Origin of the sequence: Pseudomonas sp. XWY-1 (genome assembly GCF_002953115.1) — a bacterium.
Classification (GTDB): Bacteria; Pseudomonadota; Gammaproteobacteria; order Pseudomonadales; family Pseudomonadaceae; genus Aquipseudomonas; species Aquipseudomonas alloputida.
Genome location: NZ_CP026332.1, coordinates 2,841,674 through 2,857,985 on the forward strand (window position 1 = coordinate 2,841,674; position 16,312 = coordinate 2,857,985).

General features: G+C 57.6%; 10 protein-coding genes and 3 pseudogenes. 3 read left to right on the forward strand and 10 right to left on the reverse strand.

The features are described from left to right. Positions 1-31 precede the first annotated feature (31 nt). A pseudogene (locus PRJ_RS30390) lies at positions 32-166 on the forward strand (hypothetical protein); the annotation flags it as partial. Positions 167-301: 135 nt separating this feature from the next. Here the strand turns inward: PRJ_RS30390 and PRJ_RS13170 are convergent. The 7 genes from PRJ_RS13170 to PRJ_RS13200 form a co-directional block, all read right to left on the reverse strand. Further along, on the reverse strand, positions 302-1,210 hold the full coding sequence (locus PRJ_RS13170) for an amino acid ABC transporter substrate-binding protein (protein WP_104961621.1): 909 nt from the start codon (positions 1,208-1,210) through the stop codon (positions 302-304). Positions 1,211-1,258: 48 nt separating this feature from the next. Continuing rightward, on the reverse strand, positions 1,259-2,599 hold the full coding sequence (potE, locus tag PRJ_RS13175) for a putrescine-ornithine antiporter (RefSeq protein WP_020190294.1): 1,341 nt from the start codon (positions 2,597-2,599) through the stop codon (positions 1,259-1,261). 139 nt (positions 2,600-2,738) lie between these two features. Continuing rightward, on the reverse strand, positions 2,739-3,851 hold the full coding sequence (locus PRJ_RS13180; RefSeq protein WP_020190295.1) for a hypothetical protein: 1,113 nt from the start codon (positions 3,849-3,851) through the stop codon (positions 2,739-2,741). An 86-nt stretch (positions 3,852-3,937) separates the two neighbouring features. After that, positions 3,938-5,353 carry a DUF2252 domain-containing protein gene (locus PRJ_RS13185; RefSeq protein WP_218276220.1) on the reverse strand — a complete coding sequence of 472 codons (1,416 nt, stop codon included), beginning with the start codon at positions 5,351-5,353 and terminating at the stop codon, positions 3,938-3,940. A gap of 172 nt (positions 5,354-5,525) precedes the next feature. Beyond that, positions 5,526-6,959: an efflux transporter outer membrane subunit gene (locus PRJ_RS13190; protein ID WP_104961622.1), complete on the reverse strand. Its 1,434-nt coding sequence runs from the start codon at positions 6,957-6,959 to the stop codon at positions 5,526-5,528. 1 nt (position 6,960) lies between these two features. Next, positions 6,961-10,170 (reverse strand): efflux RND transporter permease subunit, encoded by a 3,210-nt coding sequence (locus PRJ_RS13195; protein WP_104961623.1) that lies wholly within the window; start codon positions 10,168-10,170, stop codon positions 6,961-6,963. Continuing rightward, positions 10,167-11,243 carry an efflux RND transporter periplasmic adaptor subunit gene (locus tag PRJ_RS13200; protein ID WP_004374843.1) on the reverse strand — a complete coding sequence of 359 codons (1,077 nt, stop codon included), beginning with the start codon at positions 11,241-11,243 and terminating at the stop codon, positions 10,167-10,169. Before PRJ_RS13200 ends, PRJ_RS13195 begins: the two co-directional genes overlap by 4 nt. A 652-nt stretch (positions 11,244-11,895) precedes the next feature. Between PRJ_RS13200 and PRJ_RS13205 the strand changes: the two genes are divergently transcribed. Next, positions 11,896-13,575 (forward strand): SulP family inorganic anion transporter, encoded by a 1,680-nt coding sequence (locus PRJ_RS13205; RefSeq protein WP_104961624.1) that lies wholly within the window; start codon positions 11,896-11,898, stop codon positions 13,573-13,575. Positions 13,576-13,601: 26 nt separating this feature from the next. Here the strand turns inward: PRJ_RS13205 and PRJ_RS13210 are convergent, their stop codons facing one another. From PRJ_RS13210 to PRJ_RS13220, 3 genes and pseudogenes are all read right to left on the reverse strand, one after another. Further along, positions 13,602-14,045 (reverse strand): potassium channel family protein, encoded by a 444-nt coding sequence (locus tag PRJ_RS13210; protein ID WP_104961625.1) that lies wholly within the window; start codon positions 14,043-14,045, stop codon positions 13,602-13,604. 251 nt (positions 14,046-14,296) lie between these two features. Continuing rightward, the gene (locus tag PRJ_RS13215) at positions 14,297-15,541 is read right to left on the reverse strand and encodes a multidrug effflux MFS transporter (protein ID WP_104961626.1); all 1,245 of its coding nucleotides are present in this window, start codon (positions 15,539-15,541) and stop codon (positions 14,297-14,299) included. Then, a pseudogene (locus PRJ_RS13220) lies at positions 15,538-16,089 on the reverse strand (beta-ketoacyl-ACP synthase II); the annotation flags it as partial. The gene PRJ_RS13215 and the pseudogene PRJ_RS13220, both read right to left, overlap by 4 nt. On the opposite strand from PRJ_RS13220, the pseudogene PRJ_RS30695 reads away from it, so the two are divergent. Next, positions 16,090-16,236: pseudogene (locus PRJ_RS30695) on the forward strand (hypothetical protein); the annotation flags it as partial. It abuts the pseudogene before it with no gap. Between the last annotated feature and the right edge of the window lie 76 nt (positions 16,237-16,312).

The window sequence follows — 16,312 nt, forward strand, 5'->3', positions numbered from 1 at the left end:
GAACCACAGAGCAAGGACAAGCTCCGCAAGCATGGCATCGTGGCCTGCTCGGCGCTCAGGTGCAGCTTTCGTCGCTCAAGGCGCGGATGGGCAGAACGTCAACAAGGTGTCCAGCGCCGTGCACCTGCGCTTCGACATCCCGTCTTCATCGTTGGCGAAGGCGTATTGATCGTCAAGGGCCAGTAGTTCCGCACCCAAGAGCAGAACCGTGCTACTCGCCCGGCTCAGGAAATGGCGTTTCTCATATTTACCTGCGGCCAAGGTTAGAAGGCTGCCCGCAGACGGCTTGTAGCGATTGATGTCACTCGGGCAACGCATACACCCTGAACAATTTCTTCACGATATCGTTGGTCCCTCCCAAGTATTTGTCGTAGTCCTTTTCAATGGAGCCCGAACGATAGGCTTCGCTCAAGGCAGTATCGACCAGCAAGCGGAAGTCGTCGTCATTGCGCTCCACCATCATCGCCACCGGCGAGTACTCGAATATGCGGTCCAGGAGCATCAGGTTTTTGGGAGCCCCTTCCTTGGCTATTTCGTTTCTCAGCAACATGCGCTCGGCAAAGAACGCGTCCGCCTTGCCGTCGGCGACCAGCTTGATGCCCTCATCGTTGTTGGCCACGGTAACCAGTGAAGCGATTACACCAAGCAGGCGCATCCTTTCGCGAATCCAGTCTTCCGTTACACCGCCCTCAATGGTGGCGTATGTGTGGTTGGCCAGACCGTTATTGATGCTTGCTCGCCAGGTCGGTCCGCTATTGGCGACTTTGCCATTGAGCACATTGAGCAGCGATTCGGGGGCATCCTTGCGCACCACGACAGAGAGACCGGCGGTGTAGATCGGTATGGCGTAACTGATCGTCTTGCGCCGTTCCAGAGTGGGCGGAGTCGGCGTGCAGAGAATATCGACTTTCCCCTGGCTCACCGCACTGACCTGCTCGTAAACCGTAACCGGCTGGTAGCGCACTTGCAGGTCCGGCAGGCCAAGTTCGCGCTTGAGCTTGTCTGCAACTTTAAGGCACTGCTCGATGGCATAGCCGCTGGCTTTGTCGCCTTCCTGCGTGCTGAAGGGGGCCAGGTCTGGCAGGTAGCCCATGATGAAGCTGTGGCTGCTGCGCACGCGTTCAAGTGTGGAGGCACTGGCCATCAAAGGCAGCGTCAAAAACGCCAGAGCGAGCAAAAAACGGGTGGTTTTGATAAAGGGTACGTTCATGTCCGGTTTCCCCGTATGCAGATGTCTGTGCAGTCCTGTCTGCCGCGCCTAAGGATTGCCGGCCCCGACCTGTTCGGCTGGCAGCGTGTCGGTGAAACGCTTGGCGAGGAAACCGTAGAGCAGGTAGCCGAAGGCCAGCACCAGGGTGCCGCCCATCACCGCATCCTTGCCGCAGGCATACAGGGCATACAAGGAGTACATCACCGCAACCAGCAGCACTACCAGGTTGCGCGCGTAGATCGTCGTTGAGACACCGGCCTTGTACATGATGACCAGCAGACCGGTCAGCGCTGTTAAATATGGGATGAGGTTAGTCACCGCCGCCAGGTTGACCAGCTTGCTGAACTGGGCGGCAGCATCCGGTGAAATGGTAGACAGGGCCATCAAGGTTTGCAGCACGCCACAGACGATCATGCCGACGACAGGGGCGTTCATGGCGTTGACCTTGCTGAAGAACTTGAGGAACAGGTTCTGGTCGGCGGTCATCTTGGCAGTTTGTGCCAAGGTAAATTGCCACCCCAGCAGCGAGCCGACACACGCCATGACCGCCAGGGCCATGACGATATGGCCTACCACTGGATTGAACATCGTGGCGTAGACCAGCGCGAAGGGCGCCGTGGACTTGGCCAGTTCGGCATTGGGAATGATGCCCTGGATGACGGTGGTCGACAGTATATAGACGCCGGCAGCCCCCAAGGTGCCGAACAGGCAGGCCAGTGGCACGTTGCGCTTGGGGTTAACCACGGCATCGGTGGCTTGGGCCGCCGACTCCATGCCCAGGAACGCCCACAGGGTCAGGGGAATGGCTTTGGCGATGGACTCGGAAATCGGCAGATCGTTAGGGTTCCAGGCGGCGACCAGTACTTCGGGCTTGAACCAGAACCAGCCGATGATGCAAAGGCCCGCTACCGGAATGATCACGCCCCAGACCGTGAAAGCACCGATCTTGCCGGTGATGCCGGGGCCGCCGAAGTTGGCGAAGGTGGTCAGCCAGATTAGCCCGACGGTGCCTATGCACAACGGGACGGCACCACTACCCAGCCAGGGCAAGAAGGCAGTCATGTAGCCCACCGCAGAGATGGCCACGGCCACGTTGGCGATGGCCAGGGACAGGAAGTACAGGTACGAGCAGAGGAAAAAACCCGACTTCGCGTGTGCCTCTTCGGTGTAGGCGGACAACCCGCCAGAGCGTGAGCAGAAGACGCCGCACTGGGCAAAACAATAAGCGATGGCCATCGAACCGATCGCCGTGAAAAGCCACGACAACAGCGAGACGGCGCCCAGTTGAGCCATGTTGGTAGGCAACAAGATGATCCCCGAACCCATCATGTTGACTGTCACCAGCGTCGTGAGCCCGACCAGGCTCATTTTTTTGCTTGAATCAGCCATCGCAAACTCCTTGCCGCGTTCAATGTTTTGAACCTTGGTCCGGCAACGAGCAACGCGTGGCCGAGTAGGGGGCTAATGCTCAATCCACAGGCAGTGCCTTTGATATGAGCTTGACGGGGTACGGATAATTACTGGCACATCAGTTAGCGGGTACGGTGATCACAGGGGCCTGCGGCGCCACCCCTGTTTCGGCAAGAGAGAACAGTACCAGTATGAACAAAAACTCCGATTTGGATTTCATGTCGTGGTCGTCGATCCAAAACCAATAGTCGCGATAGTGCACAGCAGCATATGCATCGGCGGGTCGTTCTTCGCTTGAATGGATGCGAACCAGAGGATCGTCCCATGGACTGGGATGATCGGGCACGGGAGGCATGGGGTTAGCTCGCCCATCCTGCAAATGCGCGGCAGGGGCCTCGATCGTCGCGGCGAGTTCCAGAAAGATTTCTGACATGGAACGTGTCAGCAGCGCAATCTCGGTATCGCTCCTGGATACCATACCGAAAGTCAGTGTCAGTTCATCCCTGTCGGGCCGTAAGTGAAGAATCTGTCGTACGGTACGGCGATCCTTCTCCACATCATCGGGGATGTCACGTGCGATCATGAGCACTTCGCTTCTTTCGTTCGCGCGGGTACTGACCCTTACACCTAGCGATTCTGAACGCTGTATCCGCCTTAACGCATCCAATAGCTCATAGAAACGTGGATCTGCGGCACGCAAGCGTGTAGGTGACACCGATCGATTGTACACACCATTAGCTGCTCGGACGGTCAATTGCAGCACGCGGTCGACCGGGTAGCCTGCCTGAATAAGCGAAAAAACGGCCTCAGGAGATAAGGGTTGCAACAAGTAGCGTGAGAACCGTTCCCCGGAAAGCGGTGTATAGCTGATTGTTGGACGATCTGTGTAAACGCCGGAGGCGCCTATGGCCTGACTGCTACCGTCGTTGGGCCATCCCGAAAACCAGCCTGCTGCGAGGTTGACCTGACTTTGTATCGCGCTGGAGCTGATCACCGAAGAGACTTCCAGATACACCGGTGCATCGGCGTAGCGCAACTTGACGATATTGAGCAGTGTCTGTTCTTTCCAGGTCGTGGCAATCACCGTGCCGTAGTCTGTGCGATCGCGCTGTATCGAAGTCGGCCCCAGCGTACCGCAGCCCCCAACGTAGCACGCAGTGGCGATCAGTACCAACAGGCGGATACGGTGCGGCAGGTGCGTGTTCTTCGGCAAAGAGGTCTGGTGATCCATAGTGTTGCCTCATGACGCATTTTTTGTGGGCCTCAGATAATGGCATTCAGCGCGGTTGGTTAAGGCAACAGTACGGGGCGGCGGTGTCAGTCTTCTTCTCTCAATGCTTTGATCCGTCCGGATTTTTCTGCGGTTACCAACGCGGCATAGTCTTTCGCATTTTGCTTTGCATAGGTCATGACAAATTTGCCGATGGCCTGGTCGAAGGAGTCCGATTTACCCAAATAGCCGCTAATCAGTGCTGCATCCCCGGATTTTGCATGGGCACGCGCGAGGGTACGACCGCACAGCTCGGCGTACAGCTTCATTTGTGTAGTCGTTGCGCCTTCGATCGGCGCGGACATTTTCATGTCCCGCAACTGCCGCACAAAGAAATGGCGGCCTTTTTGGCCTTGCGTCCAGCCCAGAAAAATGTCGCTGGAAGACTGCATCAGCCGCTGCCCTGTGACGATGCGTTGCCCCTGGTTCTCGTAATCGCTTTTTCCCGCGTAAGGCGCCAGTACGGAAGGACACGCTTCCTTGAATTGCAGGAGCAAGGGGTGGTTCTCCGCAGAAAAGAACAGGCCGACAAAACAATAGGTGCCGACGCTTCCTATCCCGACGGCTTTGACGGCAAAGTCTTCGAGACGGTAACGATCAAAAAGTATGCGCCGTTCATGGGGTAGCGATAATCGATAATCTTGCAGCGCCATATGCACCCGTTTATCAAAGTCCTTTTCATAGATATGAAACAGAATAGGGGGCTGATCGATCAGGCGTCGACGGCCCGCGACTTCGCTGCTGATCGTGGGATAAAGGTAATCGCCGACTCGTACCTTGGCTTTTTCTACAATTTGCTCACGACTTTTTCTAACTTTGGCAGTGGGGGCCATATCGATGATCGTTTGTGCATCGAGGTGGTCATACCAGACCTCCAGCGGGCTCAATTTTGAAAGCTCGCGTAGACGTTCCCGGTAAGCTTTAACGGATTTGACGGCGATCGCGTGGGCATCTTTTTCGCTGAGCCTGTTATCTGCAGCTGCGACGGCGAAACTGATCGCCAGACGTTTGACATCCCACTCCCAGGGGGCGGGAAGGGTTTCGTCGAAATCATTGATGTCAAAAATCAGATTGCGCTCGGGTGTCGCGAACAGTCCGAAGTTCAACAGGTGACAGTCACCGCACGCCTGTACCTGAATGCCAGTGTTGGGGAGGCTGGCCAAGTCATGAGCCATCAATCCCGCAGAACCGCGCAAAAAGGCGAAGGGGCTGCGCAACATGCGCCCATAGCGCACGGGCACTAGACTGGGGAGTCTATATCGATTGGACGCTTCAAGGAGATCAATAGGGTTACGATGCTTGCGCGGTGGTTTCCACACTGCGTGAGACGAGTGTGGCAGGCTCTCGCGTATTCGCTCTCCTGCGTTCAGGCGTTCTTTTCGCGAGCGAAAAGTCGGCTCGTAAATTCCGAACTTTGGTTCTCGAGTCGCACCCTGGACGGATTTTTTTTTACTGGGAGACATTTCCACTCCTTTGCTCAACGAAGTCGTTTTGTGGTTTGTCTGTGAGCCGGATCCGTCATCCCGCGACACTGTCCTTCCAGCGCAAGTGTTAAACCTCGAGAGGGCCAAGGTACAGCTACAGCTGGCGGTGGCACGGCTAAACCGGTTTGCCGACACGGCGTCTTCATCATGCTCATGGTCGCTTTTGGTTGGCAGTTGCTGTCAGCTTGTCCGCCTCGGTCACCCAGCCACCACCGGTCGCCTTGTACAGATCGATCATGTTGGTGAACACCGAACCGCGGGTGCGGGTGTAATCCAATTCGGCGTCGAACAGGCTACGCTCGGCGTCCAGCACCTCGATGTAGCTGGTATAGCCGTTGTCGTAGCGCAACCGAGCGTAATGGGCATAAGTCCTCAGCGCCTCGACTTGCCTGGCTTGGTAGGTCATCCGTTCTCTGGATTTGCTCGATGCGACCAAGGCATTTTCCACGTCCCTGAACGCCGATTGAATCGACTGTTGGTAAACTTGCAGCGCCTGTTTCTGGATGGCTTCAGCTTGTTGTACCTGCCCGGCAATACCGCCGGCTGTGAAGATTGGCATGCTTAGCGCCACACCATAGGACCAAGTGGAAGCGGGTCCAGTGAACAGGTTCGACAGTTGGTTACTGGCGGAACCTAACAGGCCGGTCAGGGAAATAGTCGGGAAGTATTGAGCCTTGGCAGCGCCGATCTGTGCATTGGCCGATATCAGATTCAGTTCTGCCTGACGCAAGTCCGGTCGCCGTTCAAGCAAGTCTGATGGTAAGCCGGCCGGCACCGTCGGCAGATTCAGTTGGGCCAGGTCACGGCCGCGGATGATTGGCCCAGGGTTACGCCCAAGCAGCACGGCCAAGGCGTTTTCCTGTTGCGCGACCAAGGGCTGGAGTTGCGCAACTGACGCCTGGGTGCGCTCGAGTTCGGATTGATTCTGTGCCAATTCCATTTCGGAAATGGTGCCGGCACCGTAGCGCAGTTTGAATATTTCGTAGGACTCACCGCGAGCCTTGGCGGTCGTGCGGGCGATTTCCAGTTCCCGGTCGAGGTCACGTAGGGTGACGTAGCTCGACGCAACCGAAGCGACCAGAGTCAATATCACGCTTCGACGGCCTTCTTCCGAGGCCAGCAAATCGGCACGGGCGGATTCATCCAGGCGGCGCAACCGGCCCCAGATATCCAGCTCCCAGTTCACGCTGAGAATGGCCTGGTAGTTGTTGAACACCGGATCCACCGACGGGTCCTGCGAGACCGGACCGGTGTCCTGCGGCGAGCGGGAGCGCTGCCCTTGGGCACCCAGACCGACTTGTGGAAACAAGAGAGAACGGGTCTGGCCGTAACGGCCCTGGAATTCTTCGACCCGCGCGGCGGCAATCTTTATGTCCTTGTTTTCGAGCAGCGCCGTGCGGATCAGTTCATTCAGAACCGGGTCGTGGAACTGCTCCCACCACAGCGTATTCGACAGGTCTTTTGCTTCTTTGTCCGCATAACGGTAGGCAGCGGGGGTGTCGATTTTCGGGGGCTGGTAGTCTGGCCCCACCATGCAACCCGCCAGGCTGAGGCACAACATCAGCGGGATAGGAGGCTTACGCATCTCAATCTCCCTCATGTCGGTTTTGTGCCGCGCCGTCGGGAATCGTCGGAGCCTGCGTCGTAGCAGTCGGCTTGGCGGCTGTTTGGGCGTTGTCCTTTTCCCCGAACATTCGCTCCACCAGGTAATAGAACAGGGGGATGAAGAAGATCGCGATCACCGTCGCCGCCAGCATGCCACCAATCACCCCGGTACCAATGGAATGACGGCTGTTCTCCGAGGCGCCGACGGCAATGGCCAGAGGCACGCAGCCGAGGATGAACGCCAGGGACGTCATCACGATAGGGCGCAGACGTTCTTTTGCCGCGGTCATCGCGGCAACGTAGGCCGACATGCCGGTTTCCCGATTCAATACCGCAAACTCGAAAATCAGGATGGCGTTCTTGGCGGCCAGCGCCACCAGCATGGTCAAGCCGATCTGGAAATAGACGTCGTTGCTCAAGCCCCGAAGCAGGACGGCGAGCAGGGCACCGAACAAGGCAAAGGGTACGGCCAGCAGCACCCCCACGGGCAGTGACCATTTTTCGTACTGTGCCGCGAGGATCAGGAACACCATCACCAGGCCGAAGATGAACACCTGGGAGGAGGCACCTCCGCTCTTTTTCTCCTCGAATGCCTCGCCGCTCAATGCCAGCGCATAGTCATTGGTCATGATTTCCGCGCCGATTTCCTCCAGAGCCTGTAGTGCCTGGCCTGAACTGTAGCCTGGTGCCGGGTTCGCTGTGAGTTTGACCGCCGGGAAGTTGTTAAAACGTGTTAGCAGGTCGGGACCGGTGACGTAGCGGGTGGTCAGCAAGGCCTTGAGCGGCACCATGTCGAGGTTTTTGCTGCGCACAAAGATCTGCTGCAGGTCCTCGGCCTTCAAGCGATAGGCCGGTTCGGCCTGCAGAATCACCTGCCACAGGCGACTGAACTTGTTGAACTGCGAGACGTAGAGCGAGCCGAACATGGTCTGCATGGCGCTGTAGACATCTTCGACCGGTACGCCCAGGGATTCCGCTTTCTCGCGATCGACGTCGACCATCAATTGACGGGAAAACACGTTGAAGGTGGAGGTGATGACGCCCAGCTCCGGACGTGTCTTGGCTTTCGCCACCAGATTGGCGACCAGTTCCGCCAGTTGGTCTACATTGCCGTCGCCCTTGCTTTGAACCCAGACTTCCATGCCTCCGGTGGTACCCAGGCCGGGAATGGACGGTGGGTTGACCGGCAAGATGATCCCTCCCTGAACCGTGGAAAACGCCCGCGTGGCCTTCTGGATCACTGCGGGGGCGCTTTGTGCCTTGATGGTTTCGGAGTCCTTGTAACGCCCCTCGAAATCCTTGAAGCCGACAAAAAACGCACCGGCATTGTTCTTGTTCTGGCCGTCGAGCAGGCTGTAGCCGTTCACAATCGCGACACCTTCGACGGCCTCATCGTTCATGAAGAAGTCACTGGCCAATTTGCCGACCTCGGCGGTGCGATCCAGGCTGGCAGCGTCGGGCATGATCACCGCGCCGAGCAAGTAGCCCTGGTCTTCAGGTGGCAGGAACGCGCTGGGGATGCGCTCGACCATCAACAGGATCAGCACGATCATGCCGGCAAAGAGTAGCAATGCCAGCACGAAGCGCTTGATCATGAACGCCACCGAGCGTGAATAGCCCTCGGTCAAGCGCTCGAAATTGCGTTCGAACCAGCGGAAAAAGGCGTTCTTGTCACCGTGCTGCGGTTTGAGCAGCAGGGAGGCCAGGGCAGGGGACAAGGTCAGGGCGACCAGCCCGGAAATCACTACAGATATGGCGATGGTGATCGCGAACTGCTTGTAGAGTTGACCGGTGATGCCGCCCATGAAAGCCACCGGAATGAACACCGCGCACAGTACCAGGACGATGGCCACCACCGGGCCTGCCACTTCATCCATCGCCCGTTTTGCCGCGTCCTTGGGCGTCATCTGGTGCACCTGCATGTTGCGTTCGACGTTTTCGATCACCACGATCGCGTCATCCACCACAATACCGATGGCCAACACCATGCCAAACAGCGTCAGCATGTTCACCGAAAACCCGAGGGCGGACATGCCGATGAACGTGCCGACGATCGACACCGGCACCGCGAGCACCGGAATGAGCGTGGCCCGCAGGCTCTGCAGGAAGATGTAGACCACGATAACCACCAGTACCAGGGCTTCGAAGAAGGTGTGGATTACCTCGGAAATCGAAGCTCGGGTAAAGGCCGTGGTGTCCATCACGATCTTGTACTCGATGCCCTCGGGAAACGTGGCCTTCATGTCCGAGAGGGTCTTGGTCACTGCTGCGGAAACATCCAGGGCATTGGCGCCGGGTTGCTGGTACACGGAAATCAGCGTCGCCGGCCGGCCCTGATAGGTGCTGCGCAAGGAATAGTCTTTTTGCCCCAGCTCGGCGCGTCCAACGTCTTTGAGTCGAACAACCGCCGCGCCGTTGTTGCTGGCACGCAAGATGATGTTCTCGAATTCCGAAGGCTCTGTCAGGCGTCCCTTGGTGGTCACGGCAAACGACTGCTCCACGGGTTGCCCCGTAGGCGACTGGCCGACCCTGCCTACGGCGAACTGCTGGTTCTGATTGGCGACGGCTTTCTGTACATCGGCGGCGGTGATGCCCAGCTGGGCCATACGGTCAGGCTTTAGCCAGATCCGCATGGCGTAGTCTGGCGTGCCGAAGATACTGGCCTGATTCGCCCCTGGAATCCGCTTGATCGCATCGAGGATGTAAAGGTTGGCGTAGTTGGCGACATAGGTGCTGTCGTAGCGGTCGCCGGCGGAATACACCGCAAGCACCATCATGAAGGCCGAGGATTTTTTCTGTACCTGGATGCCCTGACTCTGCACGGCGGAGGGCAGTTGCGGCAGGGCCAGGTTGACTCGGTTCTGCACGTCGACTTGCGCCAACGAAGGGTCGGTGCCTATTTCGAAAAAAACATTGAGGGTCATGTTGCCCGTCGCGGAGCTCGACGAGTTCATGTAGATCATGTTGTCGGCGCCATTGACCTGCTGTTCGATGGGCGCGGCCACATTATTGGCCACGACTTGCGCATCGGCACCGGGGTACGTCGCGGCCACCGTAATCTGCGGCGGCGTTATATCCGGGTACTGCGCAACAGGGAGCTTGAGCATGGCCACTGCACCGGCCAGGGTGATGATGATGGAGATCACCGAAGCGAAGATCGGCCGGTCAATGCAATAGTGGGAAATGCTCATTGGCTTTTCCCCTCATCGGCTTTTGCTGTTTGCCCATCGGCTGAGCCTGTTGACGAGGCACCAGGTATACCGACGATCTTCAATGGCCCGTCTGGCGTGACCCTGATCGCGCCATCGACCACGATGCGCTCGCCGACCCGTAGCCCCTTGTTGATGAACCAGTTGTCACCTTGCCAGTCACCCACTTCAACCACGCGTTGCTCAGGTTTTCCCTCGGCATTGAGGACCCACACGAAGTGACTCTTGGAACCTTCCAGCACGGCTTTTTGCGGCACAAGAATGGCATTGGGTCGCGTAGCGCCTTTGGCCAGGGCTCTCACAAACTGACCAGGACGCAGCAAGCCATCGGGGTTGGCGAGCACTGCCCGAACCAGGAAGGTGCCAGTATCCTGACTGTAGGAAGGTGCCAGAAAATTCACCTTGCCAGTGTTGGGCGCCACGGTGCCGTCAGCCAATACCACTTCAACGATAAAATCACTACGCGGTGGAAAAATGAGATGGCCGGCGGCTATCTCGTCGCGGTATTTCAGCGTCTCGTTTTCCGAGAGGCTGAAGTTCACGTACATCGGGTCCATCTGTGACACCGAAGTCAATAACCCCGACTCACCTGGCGTCACATAACTGCCATCCTGTTTTTTGGCATAGCTCGACAGTCCGGCAAGGGGGGAGCTGATGGTGGTGTAGCTGAGGTTCAACTGCGCGGTACGCACAGTACCCTCTGCGGCCAATACGGCGGCATGGGTCTCACGTTCGTTGCCCACCGCATTGTCAAGGTCCATCTTGCTGACCGCATTCTGCGCCGCCAGCGGCCGTACCCGCGCCAACGTGGACTTGGCTACCTCCCAGCGAGCTTGTTGCTGGGCCAGTTGGCCTTGGGCCGACAACAGCGCGGCCTCAAACGGTTTGCGGTCCATCTGGAACAGCGTTTGTCCGGCTTTGACCAAATCGCCTTCGGTGTACAGCCGCTTATCAAGGAAACCGGCCACGCGCGCACGGATTTCCACCTCGCGGGAACTTTGGGTCTGGGCAACGAATTCGAAAGTCACTGGCGTGTCGCGGGCGGTGACCGTCATCACAGTGACTTCAGGCGGGTTATGCGCAGGGGAGACGGGTTCTTTGCCGCAGCCGGCAACCAGACTTAAGGCGCCTAGGACAATGGCGATGGGCAAACCGACAGGCTGTCTGACAACATTAATGTTCCAGCGCATACCCTTCTCCGTGAAGCTCACTTGAACAGATGCATAGCCCGTCTCTTGTCACAACGCTAGCACCCGCAGAGGGTGGCACTTCTGACAAAAATCAAGTTGCAGCACGAGGTAACCGTGAGCGCCCTGGATGAGTACAGACCAGAATGACGCATGCGATGGCTATGCGTTTATTGGGAATATTTGATATTTCTCAAGTCTCTAGCACTTATCCGGCAGAAACTTCGATGCATCTGCGGTCAATAAATACTCCGCCTTGGTGGGCAACTCGTAATATTACGAAAATTCTTCGGCGGCGTTACAAGGCTGTCGTTAATAGTCAACAGAATCAAAGCGCCCTTCGGTGTGAAGGTTTTTATTCGTAATCGGCATATCCGAAGAGAGAAAACGTGAAGGTTGGCCGCGAGATTGAGCTGATCAAGGGTGACTTTAAAATGAGCTTGCGGGTCAGCTCCGTGTCAGCGCGAATGCCGAGAGTCTTTGCGCGTAACAGGCAATAGAACCCATCAGGAGCGGCCGTGTGAAACTTCATCTGAAAGCCTCAAGCACAGCCCACTCTGACACGGCGTCACTTCGCCTCAATGTCGTTTCAGGGCTCACGGCCTCTGCAGTCGTACTACCCAAGGCAATGGCCTACGCGACTGTCGCCGGCTTGCCTGTTGCCGTCGGTTTGTATACGGCCTTCGTCCCAATGTTGATTTACGCATTCCTGGGCACGTCGCGAGTGCTTAGCGTCAGCTCCTCCGCCACGCTGGCGATTCTGGCCGGTGCGCAGATCGGTCTGGCAGTACCCGATGGTGACCCCGGGAAGCTGATCACGGCCACGGCAACACTGACCGCAATGGTGGGCACCATGCTGCTGTTGGCGCGGCTGATACGCCTGGGTTTTCTCGCGAACTTCATTTCCTCCCCGGTGTTGAGCGGCTTCAAAGCAGGTGTCGGCCTTGTGATCGTGTTGGATCAGGTACCAAAACTTCTCGGCATCCACATCGCCAAACAGGGCTTTTTTCTCGATCTCCTCAACATTGTGCATCACGTACCCGGGAGCTCTTTGATCACGATCGCGGTCGCTGCAGCGGCGTTCCTGATCCTCATCGCAATGGAACGCGTGTGGCCACATTCGCCAGCACCACTTGTTGTGGTGGCAGGGAGTATCGCCGCCTCGTGGTACTTCGGCCTGCAGGCGCTCGGCGTTTCGACTGTCGGCTTGATTCCAGCAGGGTTACCCCCAATCACACTGCCCGAACTCACATTGGTTGAACAAATGATACCGGGTGCGCTCGGGATCGCGCTGATGAGCTTTACCGAAACGATTGCAGCAGGTCGTGCCTTTGTCCGGCCAGGCGATCCCCCGATCAATGCAAACCGCGAGTTGGTTGCTACCGGCCTGGGTAACCTCGGGGGCGCACTGCTGGGGGCGATGCCCGCCGGTGGAGGTACTTCGCAGACGGCGGTTGTCCGTGCCACCGGAGGCCACTCTCAAGCGGTCTCGATTGTCACTGCCGGCATGGCTTTCGCCACGATGCTGCTGCTTTCGGGGCTTCTCGGGTATCTGCCTCACGCTACATTGGCGGCCATCGTCATCTACTACTCGGTCGGGCTGATTCAACCCCGGGAATTCCTGGCTATTCGCAAGGTGCGCCCGATGGAGTTCCACTGGGCGCTCGTAGCGACGTTTGGTGTGCTGTTGTTTGGCACGCTGCAGGGCATCACGGTGGCAATCGTCGTATCGTTGGTCAGTCTGGCCTATCAGACGGCTCGTCCGCATGTGTACGTCCTGGGTCGCAAGCGCGGTACCGACGTGCTTCGGCCTTTATCGGAGGACCACCCAGATGATGAGACTTTCCCGGGGCTGTTGATCGTGCGGCCGGAGGGACGTCTGTTCTTCCTTAACGCGGACTATGTCAAGGAGCAGGTCATAGCGCTGGAAGCGCAGTACCATCCACATGTTGTGGTCTGGGACATGAGTGCCGTTCCCGACATCGAATACTCGGCACTGCAAGCTCTGATTGAAGGCGAAAAACACTTGGGCGAACTCGGTGCCAGTCTCTGGCTGGCGGGGTTGAACCCTGGTGTACTTGAAATGGTACGGCGTGCTGGGTTCGACGAAAAACTCGGGAGCGAGCGTATGCTGTTCAACGCTCATGCTGCGATCCTGCACTATCAGGATCAGGACGCCACGCCGTTGACGGCGTCGTAGTCATGAAGTCCTGGTAGCGCAATACTTCAGGTTTTTTCGCCGCGGTCCTTGTCGGCATGGGTCATTTGGTAGATATGATTGACCTCGGCGAAGAACACACCCGTGGATAAGCCGCACATGATGATACCCGTCAACCCTTCAATCAGCCCGAACAGGCGCCAGGGTTTCACCAGCACCACGTCACCGTAGCCGATGGTCGCGTAGGTCACTCCAGAGAAGTAAAGCGCCGTTTCGAAATCAGGCAGAGATCCCTGCCACACATAGAATGTCGCCCAAATCGAGACGGCGATCAAATGCAGCATGATCATGTAGCAGACAACCCAAACCAACCGCGCGCTGATGGCGCCTAGTTGCCGTAGGGGAACATTTTTTCTGCGGGACAGAAATTTTAGCATCAAGGCCAGACCGACGGCATGCACAACCACAGTAATGGCTGCCAGCCCCCACGCGAAAAAGATGCTCGAATACATCAGTGCTCCTTCCGGGTACCAGCGTGACGGTTGCCATCATTACCCCTTCTTTTCCTTGCGCGCGTTGTCGGCTTTTTAGTGGGGGCCAAACTGTGGTTCTCGAGGCCGAGCTTCTGTGTACGCTCCGATGTCCTTTGGTAAAGAGTTTCGACGAATGTAGGTAGACGGATTTGATAAATATCAAGCACCCCCGTCGCGCCTGCGCGCGCCGGGTTCACGTAAAAAAAAAACACTCACCTCATGCGGAGATATTACTCCTGCCTGACTATTGCCTTACGTTTGACATACCAAGCGAAAAGCACCATTGCCAGAAAGCACACCGAGGTTTGAGTGGCTCCCAGTACGGCAATCGTGGGGAACTTCGGCGTGGAAACCATCCAGGTCGACACTGCTCCGATCGCCATGGTCAGGAAGCCCAAAAGGGCTGACGCCAGTCCTGCTTCTTTCCCGAACGGTGTCATGGTCAAGGCCGTTCCCAGCGGATTGGCAACACCCATACCCCATAGGAAAAGCACCATCGACAATGAGTACCAGCCCAAGCTTGGATTGCTTGGGCCGATCAGCAGCAATGCACCTGCCGTACACGCAGTCGCGAGGCCTGACAAGGTGATGGCGCGGCTACCCCAACGGTGAGCCAGGCGAGGAGCAGCCAAGCCAGCGGCAAAGACCACGAAGACAGTAGCCGCGAAATACAGGCCCACCTGGAGCGAGTTGAGCCCCATGCCTTCCATCAAGATTGACGGCGCAGCGGCGAACGAGGCGAATAAGCCGCTCATCAGCAGGCTGGTCGCGAGTGCGGGCAAGATGAAGAGGCGGTTGGACGCCAATTTGCCGTATGCAATCAGGATCGCAGGTACTGATTGAGTCACCCGACGATGGGCAGGAAGGGTTTCACCTATCCCTCTGAGGTAGAACAGCGCGATAAGGATTGCCGACATGCCGACGGCTATGAAAAGTGCGCGCCAACCCAAAGTGGTGTTCAGCATACTGCCGATCAAAGGTGAGAAGCCTGGCGCTGTGGCGGCAGCGATCATCGTCAGCGATAACGCGCGTGCCAGGTTCTCACCCTCATAAAGATCGCGAGCGATGGCTCTGGCCAGAACCGCGGCGGCACACACGCCAATGGCCTGGATTACCCGTCCGAGGATCAGCATGTCGAGTGTGGCGGCGTTAGCCGCCCAAAACGTACCCACCACGAAAATCATCAACCCACCTACTACCAGGCGCTTGCGGCCATAGCGATCGGCAAGCGGCCCTACCAGTAATTGGGCGAAGGCGAACGTAATGAAAAAGCTGGAGAGCGTCAGCCCGAGTTCCTGGGATGAGACGTTGAGCTGTCGAGCCATTTCAGGAAAAGCGGGCAGGATGATATTGGTGGACAAGTTGCTGATGGCAGCGAGTGCTGCCAGTAACAGGATGACCTTGGCCGTCAGGACGTTGGCCCTCTGAGCATCACCTTCAGCTTCGTTGGCGTGTGTTTCGAGTCGGCTGTTCATACGTTGGCCTCCCAGCGGCGGAACAGTACGCTGGCGTTCACACCACCGAATCCGAAACCATTGGACAAGGCATATTCGATGGGCATTTCACGGGCTATTCGTGCAACCAGGTCAAGGCCAAGCGCAGCATCATCGACCTGAGTCAGATTGAGCGTGGGTGGAACGATCTGATCTTGCAGCGCCAACACCGTGAAAATGGCTTCGATACCGCCTGCCGCTCCCAGGAGGTGGCCGGTGGCCGACTTGGTCGATGTAATCGCCACGCCGCTGCCGCTACCGAATACGGCGCGAATCGCTGCAAGTTCACCCTTGTCGCCAACCTGGGTCGAAGTCGCATGCGCATTGATATGGTCCACGTCCCCAGGCGCTACCGACGCCTGTTGCAGCGCGAGTTGCATGGCACGCCTGGCACCGCTTCCGTCCTCGGGGCCAGCGGTCAGATGGTAGGCATCAGCGCTTGTTCCGTAGCCGACCAGTTCGGCCAGTGGCTTGGCGCCACGGGCCAGCGCATGTTCCAGCGACTCGATCACCAGCAAGCCAGCCCCTTTATCCCTGCGCCTTTGGGGCTGGGCAAGGTGGAACTGAGCGATGGTCGCTGGGAGACAGGTTTCATATGCGAAGGCGCGGGACTCGATGGTGCCGCAGACATCACCGAATGGGGAGGGTGGAGGGCCTGGTTGGCTTCGATGAGCTGAGGTTGAGGCGGACACTTCTTGCCGTTGTGAAATGACTATGCCCACATTCCTGAAGTAAGAAAGTGGGCATCGAGGT